The organism is Amycolatopsis arida (genome assembly GCF_900115565.1).
Classification (GTDB): Bacteria; Actinomycetota; Actinomycetes; order Mycobacteriales; family Pseudonocardiaceae; genus Yuhushiella; species Yuhushiella arida.
In genome coordinates this window covers 103,373-119,882 of sequence record NZ_FOWW01000003.1, presented here as the reverse complement: position 1 = coordinate 119,882, position 16,510 = coordinate 103,373, and the positions used below count along the sequence as shown (strand labels likewise).

15 protein-coding genes are annotated in these 16,510 nt (G+C 72.9%); 9 read left to right on the top strand and 6 right to left on the bottom strand.

The annotated features are described in order from the left end of the window. The first annotated feature begins 490 nt into the window (after window positions 1-490). The 3 genes from BM051_RS09940 (at window position 491) to BM051_RS09930 (ending at window position 6,255) form a co-directional block, all read left to right on the top strand. On the top strand, window positions 491-1,348 hold the full coding sequence (locus BM051_RS09940) for an isocitrate lyase/PEP mutase family protein (RefSeq protein ID WP_092529802.1): 858 nt from the start codon (window positions 491-493) through the stop codon (window positions 1,346-1,348). 63 nt (window positions 1,349-1,411) lie between these two features. Further along, window positions 1,412-2,407, top strand: coding sequence for a bile acid:sodium symporter family protein (locus BM051_RS09935; protein WP_092529801.1), 996 nt, complete (start codon window positions 1,412-1,414; stop codon window positions 2,405-2,407). Further along, entirely contained in the window at window positions 2,332-6,255 is a 3,924-nt protein-coding gene (locus tag BM051_RS09930) for a Pls/PosA family non-ribosomal peptide synthetase (protein WP_208325912.1), read from the top strand. The genes BM051_RS09935 and BM051_RS09930 overlap by 76 nt, the downstream gene beginning before the upstream one ends. A 1-nt stretch (window position 6,256) precedes the next feature. Here the strand turns inward: BM051_RS09930 and BM051_RS09925 are convergent, their stop codons facing one another. After that, window positions 6,257-6,712: a MarR family winged helix-turn-helix transcriptional regulator gene (locus tag BM051_RS09925; RefSeq protein ID WP_092529800.1), complete on the bottom strand. Its 456-nt coding sequence runs from the start codon at window positions 6,710-6,712 to the stop codon at window positions 6,257-6,259. Window positions 6,713-6,889: 177 nt separating this feature from the next. Here BM051_RS09925 and BM051_RS09920 point away from each other — a divergent pair, with 177 nt between their 5' ends. After that, on the top strand, window positions 6,890-7,576 hold the full coding sequence (locus tag BM051_RS09920; RefSeq protein ID WP_092529799.1) for a hypothetical protein: 687 nt from the start codon (window positions 6,890-6,892) through the stop codon (window positions 7,574-7,576). A 106-nt stretch (window positions 7,577-7,682) separates the two neighbouring features. Here BM051_RS09920 and BM051_RS09915 read toward each other — a convergent pair whose 3' ends face one another. Genes BM051_RS09915 through BM051_RS09895 form a run of 5 tightly spaced genes read right to left on the bottom strand, consistent with a single transcriptional unit; the run spans window position 7,683 to window position 11,960 of the window. Then, window positions 7,683-8,408 carry an SIS domain-containing protein gene (locus BM051_RS09915; RefSeq protein ID WP_092529798.1) on the bottom strand — a complete coding sequence of 242 codons (726 nt, stop codon included), beginning with the start codon at window positions 8,406-8,408 and terminating at the stop codon, window positions 7,683-7,685. Beyond that, a complete protein-coding gene (locus tag BM051_RS09910) occupies window positions 8,401-8,841 on the bottom strand; it encodes a PTS sugar transporter subunit IIA (protein ID WP_166677676.1) in 441 nt (146 codons plus the stop codon). The genes BM051_RS09915 and BM051_RS09910 overlap by 8 nt, the downstream gene beginning before the upstream one ends. Next, window positions 8,838-9,140: a PTS sugar transporter subunit IIB gene (locus BM051_RS09905; RefSeq protein WP_208325913.1), complete on the bottom strand. Its 303-nt coding sequence runs from the start codon at window positions 9,138-9,140 to the stop codon at window positions 8,838-8,840. The genes BM051_RS09910 and BM051_RS09905 overlap by 4 nt, the downstream gene beginning before the upstream one ends. 12 nt (window positions 9,141-9,152) lie before the next feature. Beyond that, window positions 9,153-10,559, bottom strand: a complete 1,407-nt coding sequence (locus tag BM051_RS09900) for a PTS ascorbate transporter subunit IIC (RefSeq protein WP_092529796.1) — start codon at window positions 10,557-10,559, stop codon at window positions 9,153-9,155. Window positions 10,560-10,562: 3 nt separating this feature from the next. Further along, a complete protein-coding gene (locus BM051_RS09895) occupies window positions 10,563-11,960 on the bottom strand; it encodes a hypothetical protein (protein ID WP_177216912.1) in 1,398 nt (465 codons plus the stop codon). 276 nt (window positions 11,961-12,236) lie between these two features. Here BM051_RS09895 and BM051_RS09890 point away from each other — a divergent pair, with 276 nt between their 5' ends. The 5 genes from BM051_RS09890 (at window position 12,237) to BM051_RS09870 (ending at window position 16,509) form a co-directional block, all read left to right on the top strand. Then, window positions 12,237-12,905, top strand: a complete 669-nt coding sequence (locus BM051_RS09890; protein ID WP_092529795.1) for a TetR/AcrR family transcriptional regulator — start codon at window positions 12,237-12,239, stop codon at window positions 12,903-12,905. A 179-nt stretch (window positions 12,906-13,084) separates the two neighbouring features. Then, window positions 13,085-14,278: a lipid-transfer protein gene (locus BM051_RS09885; RefSeq protein ID WP_092529794.1), complete on the top strand. Its 1,194-nt coding sequence runs from the start codon at window positions 13,085-13,087 to the stop codon at window positions 14,276-14,278. Window positions 14,279-14,308: 30 nt separating this feature from the next. Continuing rightward, window positions 14,309-14,746, top strand: coding sequence for a type II toxin-antitoxin system Rv0910 family toxin (locus tag BM051_RS09880; protein WP_092529793.1), 438 nt, complete (start codon window positions 14,309-14,311; stop codon window positions 14,744-14,746). A 3-nt stretch (window positions 14,747-14,749) separates the two neighbouring features. Beyond that, window positions 14,750-15,631 (top strand): MaoC/PaaZ C-terminal domain-containing protein, encoded by an 882-nt coding sequence (locus BM051_RS09875; protein WP_092529792.1) that lies wholly within the window; start codon window positions 14,750-14,752, stop codon window positions 15,629-15,631. Between the two features lie 2 nt (window positions 15,632-15,633). Beyond that, the gene (locus BM051_RS09870; RefSeq protein ID WP_092529791.1) at window positions 15,634-16,509 is read left to right on the top strand and encodes an SDR family oxidoreductase; all 876 of its coding nucleotides are present in this window, start codon (window positions 15,634-15,636) and stop codon (window positions 16,507-16,509) included. Window position 16,510: the final 1 nt, after the last annotated feature.

Below are 16,510 nucleotides of genomic sequence, written 5' to 3'. Positions count from 1 at the left end.
CGAGCACGTCCAAGGCCGACCCGACCTCGCCCTGTACCGCGGTCAGTGCCAACGGGCGGATTCCGTTGGCGGGACTCAGCGATTTTCGCGACGCGGTTGCCGGTGAGGATTTCACCACAAAAGAAAGTTTGGGTGAACCGCCGGGTACTCTCGGGGGTACCCGACACCCTCGGCCGCGGGCTCCGCACCGGTCCGGCCAGTGCGTTGTTTCCTTTCCTGGCAACGAGAACACGTCGCGGGGCCAAGGTAAACAAAAAGATCACGAGCTGGTCGAGCTTCAACATTGGACTATTTCACGAGCTGGGAAGTCCTTTATGTCCATTGACCACGTCACCCCCTCCGGTCAAGATGAAAGTCGTTCGGCTATTGGCCGTGACCTCCCCCATCCGGCGTGACGTCGACGAGGCCGCCGAACACCAGCGCTGGGCCGCGGACGCGCGGCGAACCGATCAACCCTGCCCGACGAACGCGAGTCGATCGAGGAGACACAATGCGTCCAGGTCAATCCCTGCACAACGACATCACCGATCACGAGATCACCCCACTCATCGGTGTTTACGACATGTTCTCCGCCTCCGTGGCGGCGCAGCACTACAACGGGTTCTTCGTGTCCGGTTTCGGCTTCGCCGCGTCGTACTACGGCCTTCCCGACATCGGATTCATCGCCTGGCCGGACATCGTGAACTTCGTCCAGCGGCTGCGGCTGGCCTTCCCCCGGCACCACCTGCTCGTCGACATCGACGACGGCTACGTCGACCCCGAGGTCGCCTGCCACGTCATCGAGCACCTCGAGGCGATCGGCGCCTCCGGGGTCATCCTCGAGGACCAGAAGCGGCCGCGCCGGTGCGGGCACGTCGACGGCAAGCAGGTCCTCCCGCTGGAGGAGTACCTGGAGAAGCTGGAGCTGGTCCTGCGGACCCGCCGCGACCTGGTCGTGGTGGCCAGGACCGACGCCACCGAGGAGGCGGAGATCCTGCGCAGGGCCCGCGCGCTCGCCGAGACCGACGCCGACGTGATCCTCGTCGACGGTGTGCGCAACACCGACTGGATCACCAAGGTGCGCAAGGTGATCGGGGACAAGCCGTTGCTGTTCAACCAGATCGCCGGCGGCAAGTCGCCCCGCTACTCACTGTCCGAACTGGAGAGCATCGGGGTGAACGTCGCGATCTACAGCACGCCGTGCCTGTTCGCCGCGCAGGCGGCGATCGACAGGGCGCTGACCGAGTTGAAGGACAACGACGGCCGGCTGCCGCACGGCGGTGACCAGGTCGGCGTGGCCGAGTCGCTGCTGCTGCTCGAGCGCAACATCAGCCGCCACCACCCGAAGCCGGCCCTGGTCGGGTCCTGACCGTGCCGGAAAGGGGTCCCCGGCGGCGCGCCGGGGACCCCGTCCCGCGGAGGAGATATCCCCATGCTCAAGCGCCTGACCCGGATCGTCGACCCGTACATCGTCGCGATCCTGCTCACCGTCGCCATCGCCTCGCTCCTGCCGGCCCGCGGCGCCGCGGCCGGTGCCGTCGACGGCACCGCCGAGACGGCCGTCGCGCTGCTGTTCTTCCTCTACGGGGCCCGGCTGTCGCCGCAGGCCGTGCTGGAGGGCATCCGGCACTGGCGGCTGCACATCGTGGTCCTGGTCAGCACGTTCGTGCTGTTCCCGCTGCTCGGGCTCGCCGCACACGCGCTGGTGCCCGCCGTGCTGACCCCGGAGCTCTACATCGGACTGGTCTTCCTCTGCGCGCTGCCGTCCACCGTGCAGTCCTCGATCGCGTTCACCTCGATCGCCAGGGGCAACGTCGCCGCGGCCATCTGCGGCGCGTCACTGTCCAACCTGCTCGGCATCGTGCTCACCCCGCTGATCGTCGGACTGCTGCTGGCCACCAGCGGGGGCCTCTCCGCCGAGCCCATCCTGGACATCGCCGTGCAGCTGCTGCTGCCGTTCGTCGCCGGCCAGCTGCTGCGCCGCTGGATCGGTGACTGGATCGCCCGGCACCGCCGCGTGCTCGGCCTCGCCGACAAGGGCGCCATTCTGCTCGTGGTGTACTCCGCGTTCAGCCAGGGCGTGCAGGCCGGCATCTGGCAGCAGCTCCCGGTGCCGCGGCTGCTGGGCCTGGTCGCGGTCAACGTCGTGCTGCTCGGCGTGGTGCTGCTGGCCACCGGCTACGGCTCCCGCTGGCTCGGCTTCCCCCGCGAGGACCGGATCGCGATCGTCTTCTGCGGCTCGAAGAAGAGCCTGGCCAGCGGCGTGCCGATGGCGGCGGTGCTGTTCGCCGACCAGAGCGTCGGCCTGATCGTGCTGCCGCTGATGCTGTTCCACCAGATCCAGCTGATGGCGTGCGCGGCGCTGGCCCGCCGCTACGCCGCCGCGCCGGCGAGGTCGGTGGCGGTCGCGCCGGCTCCGGCGTCATGACCGCCGTCCAGCCGGCGAGGAGCGCGCCGGCCACGGCCGGCCTCGCCGCGGTGTTCGACCGCGGCCTGGCCGCCCGGCCGGACGCCGTCGCCCTCGACTGCGCCGGCACCCGGCTGACCTACACCGAGCTGGACGCGCGGGCCAACCGGCTGGCCCACCACCTGCGGGCGCGGGGCGTGCGGCCGGGCGACCGGGTGGGCCTGCGCCTGCCCCGCTCGGTGGGCGGCTACGTGGCGCTGCTCGCGGTGGTCAGGGCCGGCGCGGCGTTCGTGCCGATCGACCCCGCCGCGCCGGCCGACCGGGTGGCGTTCGTCGTCGAGGACGCCGGCATCCGGCTGCTGCTGACCGGAGGACCGGCCGGCGGGATCCCGGGCCCGGTGTTGCCGGTGGCCGAGGCGGAGGCGGCCGCCGCCGGCCTCCCGGCCACCCCGCCGGACCTCCCGCCCGACCCGGACGAGCTGGCCTACGTGATCTACACGTCCGGCTCCACCGGTCGGCCCAAGGGCGTGGAGGTCACCAGGGCCGCCATCGGCCACTTCCTCGACGTCGTGCCGCGGATCTACCGGATCCGCCCCGACGACCGGGTGTACCAGGGTATGACCTGGGCGTTCGACTTCTCCCTCGAGGAGATCTGGCCGACCTGGGCGGTGGGCGCCACGCTGGTCGCCGGCGCCGACGACGACCGCAGGATCGGCGCCGGGCTCACCGGCTTCCTCGCCGAGCAGCGGATCACCGTGCTCTACTGCGTGCCGACCGTGCTCGCCACGATCGAGCACGACCTGCCCGAGCTGCGCACCCTCGTCGTCGGCGGCGAGGCGTGCTCGGCCGAGTTGGTGCGCCGGTGGAGCCGGCCCGGACGGCGGATGCTCAACACCTACGGCCCCACCGAGGCGACGGTGACCGCGACCTGGTCGGAGCTGCGCCCCGACCGGCCGGTGACCATCGGGGTGCCGCTGCCCGGGTACCTGGTCGACGTCCGGGACGATGCCCTCGCTCCGGTGCCGCCCGGCGCGGTCGGGGAGATCTGCGTCGCCGGACGTGGCGTCGCCCGCGGGTACCGGAACCTGCCGGAACGCACCGCCGAGCGGTTCGTCGAGCGCGCCGGCACCCGGATCTACCGCACCGGCGACCTCGGCCGGCTCCTGCCGAACGGCGAGATCGCCTACCTCGGCCGGGTCGACAGCGAGGTGAAGGTCCGCGGGCACCGGGTCGACCTGCAGGAGATCGAGAGCGTGCTGCTCGCCGATCCCGCGGTCACCGGGGCGGCGGTCCGCCTGCTGCCGGCCGGCGAACTGGCCGGGTACGTCACCGTGGCCGGCCCGGTCGACCGGGCGCGGCTGCGCGATCAGCTGCACGGCGAGCTGCGCCGGCGGCTGCCGCCGTACATGGTGCCGGCGTACCTCGAGGTGGTCGCCGACCTGCCGATGCTGCCCAGCGGGAAGGTCGACCGGGCCGCGCTGCCGGCGCCGCGAGCCGGCCGGCTGGTCGGGGGAGCCAGGGGAGACGGGGCCCCGCCCGCGACCGCGCGGGAGCGGGCCGTCGCCGCGGTGTGGGCGCGAGTGCTGGACGTCCCCGAGGTGTCGGCGACCGCGGACTTCTTCACCGACCTCGGCGGCCACTCGCTGCTGGCCACCCGTGTGGTGAGTCGGCTGCGCGACGTGGCGCCGGGCCTGTCCGTGGCGGCGCTGTACCGGCACCGGACGGTCCGGGAGCTGGCCCGGCAGATCGGGGAGGCGAGCGCCGGGGACACCGGGCCGCCGCCGCTGCGGCACCGCGCCCGCGGGGTGGTGGCCGCGGGTGGCGCGCAGGCCACGGCGTACGCGGCGGTGCTGCTGGCGCTGTCGGCCCCGCTGGCCGCGCTGGTCGCCGGCGCCGGCGCCGTGCCGCCCGCCGACCTGCTGTGGCGCGGTGAGCTGGTCGCGCTCGGCGGCCTGCTGGTCGGCCGGCTGGTGCTGCCGGTGGCCGGCGTCCGCCTGCTGACCGCGCGGCTGCGGCCCGGCCGGTACCCGCTGTGGGGACCGGCCTACCTGCGGATCTGGCTGGCCCGGCAACTCGTCGCGCTGGCCCCGCTGGCGACGTTGAGCGGCTCGCCGCTGCTGCCGCCGTACCTGCGGGCGCTCGGGGCGCGGGTCGGCCAGGGCGGGCACGTGGCCACCGCCGGCGTGCCGCTCCCGCCGTTCACCACGCTCGGCGCCGGGGCGTCGGTCGGGTACGGGGCCCGGCTGGAGCCGCTGCACGTCGAGCGTGGCTGGGCGGTCCTGCGCCCGGTGACCGTGGGCGCCGGCTCCGTCGTCGGCACCAACGCCGTCGTCGCCGGCGGGGAGGTGGGTGACGGCGCCGAGCTCGCCGACCACTCGCTGGTCGCGCCGGGGCAGCGGCTCCCCGCCGGGCGGCGCTGGGCGGGCACCCCCGCCGCCGACCGGGGCCGGGCCGAGGGGCCCGCGGGGCCGGCCGGGCGCTGGTCCGGCTGGCTGCTCGCCGGGTTCGCCCTCGGCTGGCTGGCCGTGGAGCTGGTGCCGGTCGCCGCCACCGTGCCGGCGCTGGTGCTGCTGTGCCGGGCGCTGCGCGCCGGTGCCGTCGCCGTGCTGTGGGCCACCCTCGCCGCCGGGCCGCTGTTCGTGCTCGCCACGTGCCTGCTCGTCGCCCTCGGCCGGCGCGCGGTGCTGCGCCGCACGCCCACCGGCACGTTCCCACTGCGCTCGGCGCTCGGGCTGCGCAAGTACGTGAGTGACAAGCTGCTGGAGACGAGCCTGCGCACCACCGGCACCCTCTACGCGACCCTGTACACCGTGCCCTGGCTGCGGCTGCTGGGCGCGCGGATCGGGCCGCGCTCGGAGGTGTCCACGGTGGCGCACCTCGATCCGGACCTGCTCCGAGCCGGTCCCGAGTGCTTCCTCGCCGACCAGGCCGCCGTCGGCCCCGCCGCGTTCCGGCACGGCCGGATGACGCTGGGCCGCACCGAGCTGGCGAGGCGGTCGTTCGTCGGCAACGCGGCGCTGGTGCCGGCCGGCACCCGGCTCGGCGCCGAGACGCTGGTGGGGGCGCACAGCCTCGCCCCACATGGTGCGGTGGCCGAGGGCACGTCGTGGCTGGGCTCGCCGCCGATCCGGCTGCCCCGCCGCCAGGAGAGCCCACGGTTCGGCGCCGAGCTGACCTTCCGGCCGTCCCGGGCGCGGGTGGCCGGACGACTCGCGATCGAGCTGTTCCGGGTGGTGCTGCCGGCGACGGTGCTGGCCGCCGCGGCGCTCGGCGCGTTCCTGGCGTTGGTCGGGCTGGCCCGGCACGCCGGCGTGGCCGTGACCGTGCTGGCCACTCCGCTGGTGCTGGCCGCGGCCGGGCTGGCCGTGGTGCTGGTGGTCGTCCTGCTGAAGTGGCTGCTGGTCGGCCGGTACGCGCCGCGCGCCGAGCCGCTGTGGAGCACGTTCGTCCGGCGCAGCGAGCTGGTCACCGGGCTGTACGAGGACGCGGCGGTGCCCGCGCTGCTGGGCGCGCTCGCCGGCACGCCGATGCTGCCGGCGTTACTGCGGTTGTTCGGCGCGCGAATGGGCCGCCGGGTGTGGCTGGCTTCGACGTATCTCACCGAGTTCGACCTGGTCCGGGTCGGTGATGACGCCGCGGTCGGCCCGGCGACCTCGTTGCAGACCCACCTGTTCGAGGACAGGGTGATGAAGATGTCGACGGTCCGCGTCGAGCCGGGCGCGAGCGTGGGTTGCCGCGGCGTCGTGCTCTACGACGCCGTGGTGGGCGCGGGCGCTCGGGTCGACCCGCTGTCGCTGGTGCTGAAGGGTGAGCGGCTCGGCGGGGGCACGCACTGGCGGGGCGTGCCGGTGGAGTCGGTCGGCTCCTGACTCACCCCTGATCCGGCTGCTCGGTGCCGCTCGCCTCCAGCAGCGCCTGGAGGAAGCGCTGGACGACGGCGAGTTCGGCGTCGTCGAACTTCTCGACCACCGACTCGAGCTGCTCCTGGTGCTGCCGGTACAGCGGGGCCGCGCGGCGGGCGACCTCCTCCTGCCGCAGGGTGACGATCACCTTGCGGCGGTCGCCAGGGTCACGCTGGCGCTCGACGAAGCCCTGGTTCTCGAGGCGGTCCAGCACGCCGGTCATGGTGCCGCTGCCCATGTTCATCAGCCTCGCCAGCCGGCCGGCGGTCAGCGGCCCGTGGAACCCCAGGTGGGTGAGGGCCTGGCTGTCCGACGCCTCCAGGCCGAGCCGTTGGGCGATCTGGTGGTTGTGCACGACCACCTCCGCGAAGACGCGGCGGAGGGTCTCGCCCAGCTGCTCGCGGGCGTCGTCCCGACCGGACATGGTGCCTCCCGGTTATCTCGGCTGGACGAGTAATTCGATGCGTGCGACACTTCTACTGACAAAGATATCTCGATGCCTCGGCGGGAGGGCCCGGGAGCCGGGGATGTCAGGTTGGGTCCCCACGATCGTGTCCTCACCACCGCCTCCCGCCGCCGATCCTGGGAAAGGGAGCATCCCATGACGAGCACCGCCACGAGGACCACCACGGCGGCGCCGACCACACGGCCGAAGCTGCTCTGGGGCGCCGTCGCCCTCGTCGCCGGCACCGTGCTGTACGCGGCGATGAGCTTCCTGCACGGTGATCCGCCGATCACCGAGCCGGACGAGATCCTCGACTACGTGGCCGACCGTCCGTTGTGGCGGGCCGAGCACATGGTGAACATCCTCGCGGTGTTCCTGTGGCTCGGCGCGTTCACCGCGCTCACCGGCGCGACCGCCGGCACCGCGGCGCACCGCGTGGCCCGCTACGCGCAGGCCACGCTGACCGCGACCGCCGGCGTCTACACCGTGTACTTCGGCATCCACGCCTTCGGCACCACGGCGATGGCCGACCGGTGGGTCGAGGCGTCGGGCGCCGCGCGGGAGGCCATGCTCACCGAGACACAGGCCGTCCTGGACGTGCTGGCCAGCGTCGCGTTCCCGGCGCAGGGCCTGCTGGGACTGTCCATCCTGCTCTACGGCGTGAGCATCGCGCTCAGCACGGACCTGCCCCGCTGGCTCGGCTGGATCGGCGCGGTCGCCGGCGCCGGCTGGCTGGCCGGCGCGGTGCTGATGACGTTCTCCGTCATCGTGCCGTTCACCACGGTGGCCTGGGTGTGGATGATCGCGCTGGCCGTCGTGATGGTGAAGGGCAAGCGCGAGTAGCCGACCCCTTTGCCGTGTCCGCGCTCCGTGTACCCGTGTCGGCGTCGCACGACGCCAACACGCGCGCACAGGGCGCGGACACGCGCGCACGGGGCGCGGACACGGCTCAGGGGGCGCCGAGCTCGGGGATGCGGGGGGCGTAGCGGGCCAGCAGGGCCGCGTTGCGCTCGTCGCCGCCGGGGACGTTGGAGCTGGTCCACACCGGCAGCGTCACGCCGCGCTCGGCGGCCAGGTCGTGCAGCTCGGCCAGCAGCAGCGACCACAGGTACGCGCCGAGGATCGTGGACACCGCCGAGGTGCGGGGCTCGGCCGCGGGGTACACCGCGTCGCCCGGCGGAACCCGGGTGTCCAGGACCACGGTGGCGGAGTCGGCGATGCTGCCGCCCGCGCGGTCGGTGGCCACCGCCGACGCCGGCAGCGACGTCACCGCGACCACCGGCACGCCGAGCGCCGCCGCCTCCCTGGCGATCTCCACCGGGTACGGGTTGCGCCCGCTGGTGGAGAACACCACCACGACGTCCGGTGGTGCCGGCGCGGCGGCGCGCAGCACGGCCAGCCCCCTGCCGGGCTCACGCTCGTGCCGCGTGCTGGGCACGGCGCCGGTCAGCGGCAGGATCGGCGGCTCCCACAGCGGCCGCACCGGCGCCAGCCCGCCGGCCCGGTAGAACGTCTCGCACACCATGGCCAGCGAGTGCCCGGCGCCGGCGGTGTGGACGATGCCCCCGCTCTCGATCGCGTCGAGCAGCAGCCGCGCGGCCTCGCGCACGGCCGCTCCCGACCGCTCGTCGACCTCGTCGAGCAGCCCGCGGATCCGGGCCGGAACCTCACTCACCCAGTGCCTCCTTCAGCATCGCGGTCATCGCGTTCTCGTCCCCGGCCGCGCGCAGCCGGTCGGCGAGCCCGCCGGTCAGTGCCCTCGCCAGGGTGGACAGCGCGGCGACGTGCGCGTCCGGGTCGGGGGTGCAGAACGCCAGCAGCAGGTCCACCGGGTCGTTGTCCGGGTGCCCGAACGCGACACCATCCGCCAGCCTGGTCGCCGCGACACCCACCCCGCGGCCGCCGTGCTCCGGCCGCGCGTGCACCAGCGCCAGCCCGGGCGCCAGCACGATGTACGGCCCGTGCTCGGCCACCACCGACTCGCACGCCGCGGGGTACTCGGGCCCGGCCGCGCCGAGGTCGACCAGCACGTGGGCCGCCGCGCGCACCGCGGCCCGCCATTCGGCGGCGACCACCCCGTCGCGGGCCCCGGTGAGCGGGGCGCTCACGGCAACCAGCCGCGCGCCGCGAGCTCGGCGCTCAGCGTCGTCCGCAGCGCCGCGCTGTCGAGGAAGTCGCTGACCGCGACGACCACCGGTGCCAGGTCGGTCAGCTCGCTGGTGTGCATCTCCTGCCCGATCACCACGTCCGGTCGCCGGCCGCGGGCGGTGGACACGTCGGTGCACTCCACGGTCGCGTCCACGCCGAGGCCGCGCAGCGCCTCCTCGGCGGTCATCTTCAGCATCAGGCTCGAGCCCATGCCCACCCCGCACACGGTGAGCACCTCGAGCGGTCGGTCCAGTGCCACGCCGTTCCTCCCTCACGCCGTCGACAGCTCGCGCCCGGCGGCGCGCCGCTCGCGCCGGCCGAGCAGCATCAGCACCCCGACGGTCGCGGCCAGCGCGACCCCGGGCACCACCCAGATCGCCGCCCCGCCGACCAGCGGCCGGACCAGCTGCAGCAGCCACACGATCGCGTACCAGTCGGGGTCGGCCAGGGTGGCCAACTCCGGCGCGGTGCCGGACAGCGCACCCCAGGTGACGGCCTGCCCGATGGCCAGCACCAGCCCGGTCAGCACCCCGCCGAGCAGGGCGCCGCGCCAGCCGGCCACCGCGTTGCCGAACACCGCGCTCGCGCCGCCGACGAAGAAGAGCATGATCATCGGTGGGGCCAGGGTGAACCAGCCGGCCGCGGCGAACGCGCCGAGACAACCCAGGAACACCGCGGTCGCGGAGACGAACCCGAGCATCACCGCGGTGGGGGCGGACGGGAACACCGTCGGCGCGTCCAGCGCCGGGCGGGTGCCGGGGATCACCTTGTCGCTGATGCCCTTGAACGCCGGCACGATCTCGGCGAGGAACATCCGCACGCCGAACAGCAGGATGGCGATGCCGCCGGCGAAGCGCAGCCCCACCAGCAGCCCCCACACCCACGGCGAGAGCTTCTCGTCCAGCTCCGCGGCCTGGCCGGCGACCAGTGCCGGGTCGGCCAGCGCCACGCCGATCAGCATGAGCACCGAGATGACGAGCGCGGTGCTGACGTTGACGTCCTTGAAGAAGGACAGCTGCCGGGGCAGCCGCAGCTTCTCCGTGTCGTGCCGCTCCCTGCTGCCCAGTGGCCGGGCCGCGACACCGGCGAGCACGCAGGTCAGCGAGCTGGTGTGGGCGAAGCCGAAGGTGTCCTGCGGGATCACCCCGCGCATGAGTGGCCGCATCCACAGCGGCTGCAGCGTCCAGTAGGCGGCGACGAACCCCGCACCGCAGAGCACCAGGGTGAGCTGGTCGGCGCCGGGGGCCACGGTGACCAGCATCGCCACGGTGACCGCGCTGACCCAGAACATCAGGTGACCGGTGAGGTAGAGGTAGTGGGCGGCCGGGAACAGCCGGACCAGCAGCACGTGGAGGCCGAACGCGACGGTGATGACCAGCGCGATGGTGCCGCCGTGGGTGCTCAGGAAGTCGGTCAGCGTGCGGTCGGCCTTCGGCGGGGTGGTGCCCATCGCGTCGGCCAGCACCGCCTGGAAGCTGGTGAGCCCTCCGGTGAACACCTCGATGCCGATGAACAGGATCACCACGCCGATCGTTGCCCGCAGGGCGCCGCCGACGACGTCCTCGATCCGTTTGCGCTGCAGCAGCAGCCCGACCAGGGTGATCAGTCCGATGAGGATCGGCACCTGGCCGAAGATGTTGTCGGCCAGGAAGGCCAGCACCTTCTGGATGGCGTCCACCGCTCACCTCCGCGGGACGTAGAGCCGGATGTCGTCGACCACCGCCGAGCCCTCGTAGAAGTTCAGGTGCGGGTCGCCGATGATGAACGTGTCCGGGTAGGCCGAGCCGGCCGGCCAGGTGTGCTCGGTGCGGTACTCCCCGGAAGGGCCGGTGGAGGTGAGCGAGGTGTCGAACTCGCCGCCGTAGGCGTCCGGCGTGTTGTTGTGGTGCCAGATCGGCCGGCCGTCCTCGACGAACTCGTGCCGGAACCGCAGCGTGGTCTGGCCGACGAAGCGGAACGGCCCGCTCATCTCGATGGTGTAGCCGGACCCGTCGCGCTCGACCGCGAACCGGTACTCCGCCGCGGGCAGCAGCTCCGGCTGGAGCTCGGCGCTGGTCAGGATGCCCCGGTAGCGGCCGTCCGGGCCGAACGGCTTTGTGCCGTCGAACTCGCCGCACGCGGTCTTGAAGTAGTACTCGTTGCTGACGTTGTTGTTCCGGAACCGGTCCCCTCTGGCGAAGATCGCGTTCACGCCGTTGGCGCTGCTGTCCGGGGTGCCGTAGATCTGTCCGGTGGCCGGGTTGCAGGTGCCGTACGGGTTCTGGGTGGCCGTGTAGTAGCCGTCCATGATGACCTTGCGGCGGTAGTGGATGCCCGGGTTGCCGTGCGGCGCCGGGTTGGCGTGGTCCAGGATCGTCAGGTAGTAGAACCCGTTGAACCGGGTGACGTCCGGGTAGTCGCAGCGCGCGGTGCCGGGCAACGCGCCGGTGAAGGTCCACGGGTAGCTGGTCTTGCAGCCGGTCGGCCGGTACCCGTTGAACTTGCCGTCGTAGGAGAACGAGCCGTCGCGGGTGCCGCCGAAGTCGATGGCGCGCAGGGTCATCTCCACCCGGTACCGCGGCGGCAGCGGCCGGGTCGGCCGGATCAGCACCCCGGCGTCCCAGCTCGGCTGGTCGATCCTGGCCGCCCTTCCGTGCCCTGGAACGTGCACGGTGGACAGTCCTGGGTTGGAGTCCGGCCGGCCGTCGCGGTCGGAGTCCACCGCGGCGATCTCCGCGGTGAGCCAGCCTCGCTCGCCGAAGGCCACCCGCTTGCGGTAGATGTCCAGCGTCGCCAGTTGCGCGGAGAAGTCCGGGTCGCTCATGGCGCGGAACGCCGCGCCGTCGTCGTCGAAGGCGTCGACCGCCCACGGGCTGTTCGGCCCGAGCGGGTCGCGCACCCAGGGCGCGGCGTCGACGTGCAGCGGGCGGCCGAAGCCCTCCGCCGCGACCAGCCGCCAGCCGGGCCGGTGCGCCACGCCGGCGGTGCCGGCGCCGCCGGCGGTATCTGCGGCGCCGGTGCCGGGCGCCGTGGCGGCCAGCGCGGCGGCCGTGAGGGCGAGTGCGCCGAGTCTGCGACCGAGTTCGCGGCGAAGGTGCACGGATGTCCTCCCTCCGCTCGGCTCCCAGTGCCTTCCGTGCCGCACTCCTCACCTCGCCGGGGCTCGGTCAGTGCTTGGCCGGTCGTCGCGCGGCGGTGGAGTGGCGGCGGATGTGGCCACGGTAGAGAGCGTTGATCAATTTGTCCAGACCAATGTGGTTACCGGCAGGGCTGCCGGTTTCCGTGTTCTGATCGGCTCCGCCGAAGTACGATGCGGGTTCGCCCGCCCGGGAGGTGCGTCGCCGCCCGCCCGAAGGTCGATCGAGGGAGGTGGCGGATGAACGCACCGGCGCGGCCGCGCCGCACGCAGGACGAGCGCAGCGCGGAGACGCGGCGCAAGCTCCTCGACGCCACGATCGACTGCCTGGTCGAGCACGGCTACGCGGGGATGACCACGTCCAGGGTGGTGCGCAGGGCCGGGGTGACCCGAGGCGCCCAGGCGCACCACTTCTCGACCAAGGCCGCCCTCGTCACCGCCGCCGTGCACCACCTCGCCGCCCGGCGCACCGAGCAGGCCATCCAGCGGATGTCCCAACTGGTCGAGTCCACCGACCCGATCGGCGACGTACTCGACCTGGTGTGGGAGCTGCACCAGGGGCCGGTGTTCACCGCGACGGTCGAGCTGTGGCTGGTCGCGCGCACCGACCCGGAGCTGCGCCGGCAGATCGTCGCGGTGGAGCCGGCGGCCACCGGCTCCATGATCGGCATCGCCCAGGCCCTGCTGCCGGACCGCGCGACGCAGCAGGAGCTGCTGAACTACTTCTACACGGTGATGGACACCGTGCGCGGGGTGCTCGTCGGCGGCTTCGCCGCGCGGGACGAGCGGCAGCTCGCGGCGCGGTGGCGGCGGGCGAAGGCGGAGCTGCGGGTGCTCGCCGAGGCGGTGCTCGACCGCGCCAGGGTCAGCGTCGACGACCTGCTTCGCCAGGTGTCCGCCCGGTCCTGACCGCCGGCTCCGGTCGGCAGGGGTGCACGCAACCGTCCATGGCCCACCCTCGGGCGCGCGGTGTGCGCGGCCAAGATCATCGTGGCGGGCGGGAAACTCGCCTTCGTAACTTACATTCAGGACGGTACGTATGTTAGCGTGCTGGGCATCGAGCAGCCGACGTCGAAGGAGTCGCCGCGGTGGGTGTCAGGACTTACGTCGTGGGTGTCGGAATGACCAGGTTCGAGAAGCCCGGCCGGCGGGAGGGCTGGGACTACCCGGAGATGGCCAGGGAGTCGGGCTCGGCGGCGCTGGCCGACGCCGGCATCGACTACGAGCGGGTCGAGCAGGCCTACGTCGGCTACGTCTACGGCGAGTCGACCTCGGGTCAGCGGGCGGTCTACGAGCTGGGCCTGACCGGCATCCCCGTGGTCAACGTCAACAACAACTGCTCCACCGGGTCGACCGCGCTGTTCCTGGCCGTGCAGGCGGTGCGCAGCGGGGCGGTGGACTGCGCGCTGGCGCTGGGCTTCGAGAAGATGCAGCCCGGCTCGCTGGGCGGCACGTACGACGACCGCGAGCAGCCGATGATGCGGCACATCCTCGCGCTGGCCGAACTCGAGGAGGTGGCGATGCCGCCGGCGCCGTGGATGTTCGGCGCGGCCGGGCGGGAGCACATGCGCAAGTACGGCACGACCGCCGAGCAGTTCGCTCGAATCGGCGTGAAGAACCACCGGCACTCGGTGAACAACCCGTACGCGCAGTTCCAGGAGGAGTACTCGCTGGAGGACGTGCTGGGCGCGAAGGTCATCTACGAGCCGCTGACCAAGCTGCAGTGCTCGCCGACCTCGGACGGATCCGGCGCGGCCGTCGTCGCCAGCGAGCGGTTCGTCGAGCGGCACGGCCTCGCCGGGCGGGCGGTGGAGGTGGTCGGCCAGGCCATGGTCACCGACCTGCCGAGCACGTTCGAGGACGACTCGGCGATCAGCCTGGTCGGCGCGAAGATGAGCAGGGCCGCGGCCGAGCGGGTCTACCGGCAGGCCGAGCTCTCGGCGTCCGATGTGGACGTCATCGAGCTGCACGACTGCTTCTCCACCAACGAGCTGATCACCTACGAGGCGCTGGGGCTGTGCCCCGAGGGTGAGGGCGGCAAGCTCGTCGACGCCGGCGACACCACCTACGGCGGCCGGTGGGTGGTCAACCCCTCCGGCGGGCTGATCTCCAAGGGGCACCCGCTCGGCGCCACCGGGCTCGCCCAGTGCGCCGAGCTGACCTGGCAACTGCGTGGCACCGCCGGGGCGCGGCAGGTGCCCGGCGCGAAGGTCGCGCTGCAGCACAACATCGGCCTCGGCGGCGCCGCCGTGGTGACCGCCTACCGGCCAGCCGAGCGCTGAACCGACCGTTTCCGTACCGAAGGAGTCCTCATGGGAAGCATCAACGCCGAGGTGGAGCTGCCGGCCGACCCGCAGAAGGTGTGGGACGTCTTCGCCGACCCAGGCAATTTCGAGAAGTGGCTGACCATCCACACCAAGTGGAAGGGCGAGGTGCCACGGCAGTTCTCCGCCGGCAGCCAGATCACCGAGGTGGTGACGATGCTGGGCATGCCCAACACCATCACCTGGACCGTGGACGACTACGAGGAGCCGAAGCGGGTCCGGATCTCCGGTACCGGGATGGCCGGGGTGAAGGTCGCGATCGTCATGTCGGTGGAGCCGGCCGGGGACGGCGGCTCGCGCGCCCGGCTGGACGCGGAGTTCACCGGCTCGATGATCGTCGGCGCGCTGGGCAAGGCCGTGGAGAAGGACGGCCAGAAGCAGCTCGACACGTCGCTGGCGAACTTCGCGCAGCTGCTCGCGGGCTGAGGCATGGCGGTGGACGAGCAGGCCCCGCGGTTCGACGCCGCTGGTCTGGGCAGGTGGACCGAGCCGACCCGGTTCGAGGTCACCAGGGAACGGATCGTCTCCTACGCCGAGGCCACCAACGACCCCATCCCGGCGCACCGGGCCGGGGACGTGGCACCACCGGTGTTCGCGATCGTCCCGGTGTTCCAGTCGCTGTTGGAGCCGGCGCTGGAGGTGGTGCCGCTCGAGGTGATCGGCCGGGTGCTGCACGGGGAGCAGGACTTCCGCTTCCACCGGCCGATCCGGCCCGGCGACGTGCTGGTCGCCCGTGGCACGATGCGCGGCTACGAGGGGTTGCCGAACGGCACGCGGGCCAACGTCTACCTGGAGACCCGCACCGAGTCCGGCGAGCTGGTGAACGAGCAGAACGTGACGTTCTTCGTGCGCGGGTTCGACGCCGATGAGCGGGTCGGGGAGCTGGCCCCGGAGCACCGGTTCCCGGACGAGCTGCGCGGCACCGAGCCGGCGGCCGAGGTGACCCAGCACGTGGACGACGACCAGACGTTCCGATACTCGCCGGCGGCCGGCGACCCCATGCCGATCCACCTGGACGAGGAGGTGGCGCGCGCCGCCGGGCTGCCGGGGATCATCGCGCACGGCCTGTGCACGATGGCGTTCACCTCGTGGGCCGTGCTGACCGAGGTCGCCGGCTCCGACGTGCGGCGGCTGCGCCGGCTGGCGGTGCGGTTCGCCAGGCCGGTGCTGCCGGGGCAGGACATCACCACCCGGATCTGGAAGTCCGACGTGGACGACGGTGCGACGCGATACGCCTACGAGACCACTGTGGATGATGACGTGGTGGTCAAGGACGGGCTGGCCGTGGTCGCCGAAGGGAGCGAGGGGTAGCGATGGGCGTGTTGGACGGCCGGGTCGCCGTGATCACCGGGGCGGGCCGGGGCATCGGGCGGGAGCACGCCCTGCTGTTCGCCAGGGAGGGTGCCAGCGTCGTGGTGAACGACCTCGGCGGGAGCAACGACGGCACCGGCGCGGACACCGGGCCGGCGCAGCAGGTGGTCGACGAGATCACCGCGGCCGGCGGCAAGGCGGTGGCCAACATCGACAACGTGGCCGAATGGGTTGGCGCGCGGCGGCTGGTGGAGCAGGCGGTCGCCGAGTTCGGCGGGCTGGACGTGGTGGTCAACAACGCCGGCATCCTGCGGGACGCGTTCGTCGCCGGGATGGACGAGGCGCAGTGGGACGCGGTGATCGCCGTGCACCTGAAGGGCCACTTCGCGGTGCTGCGGCACGCGGCGGCGTACTGGAAGACCAGGACCAAGGCCGGCGAGCCGGTGGCCGCCTCCGTGGTGAACACCGCCTCGGCGTCGGGGACCACGGTGCCCAACGCGGGGCAGGCCAACTACGGCGCGGCCAAGGCGGGCATCGCCGCGCTGACCCTGGTGGCCGCTGAGGAACTGGAGCGTTACGGCGTGCGGGTCAACGCCATCGCGCCGATCGCACGGACCCGGCTGACCCTGGCGACGCCCGGGATGGGGGCGATCTTCGCGCAGGAGGTGCCGGAGGGGGAGTTCGACGCGTTCGCCCCGGCCAACATCTCCCCGCTGGTGGCGTACCTGGCCAGTTCGACGTGCCCGATCACCGGGAAGGTGTTCGCCGTGCAGGGCGGCGCGATCAGCGAGCTGGTTGGGTGGCACGACGTGCGCACCATCGAGACCGACGGTCCGTGGCGGATCGACGACATCGCCGAGCGGCTTCCGGGAGCCTGAC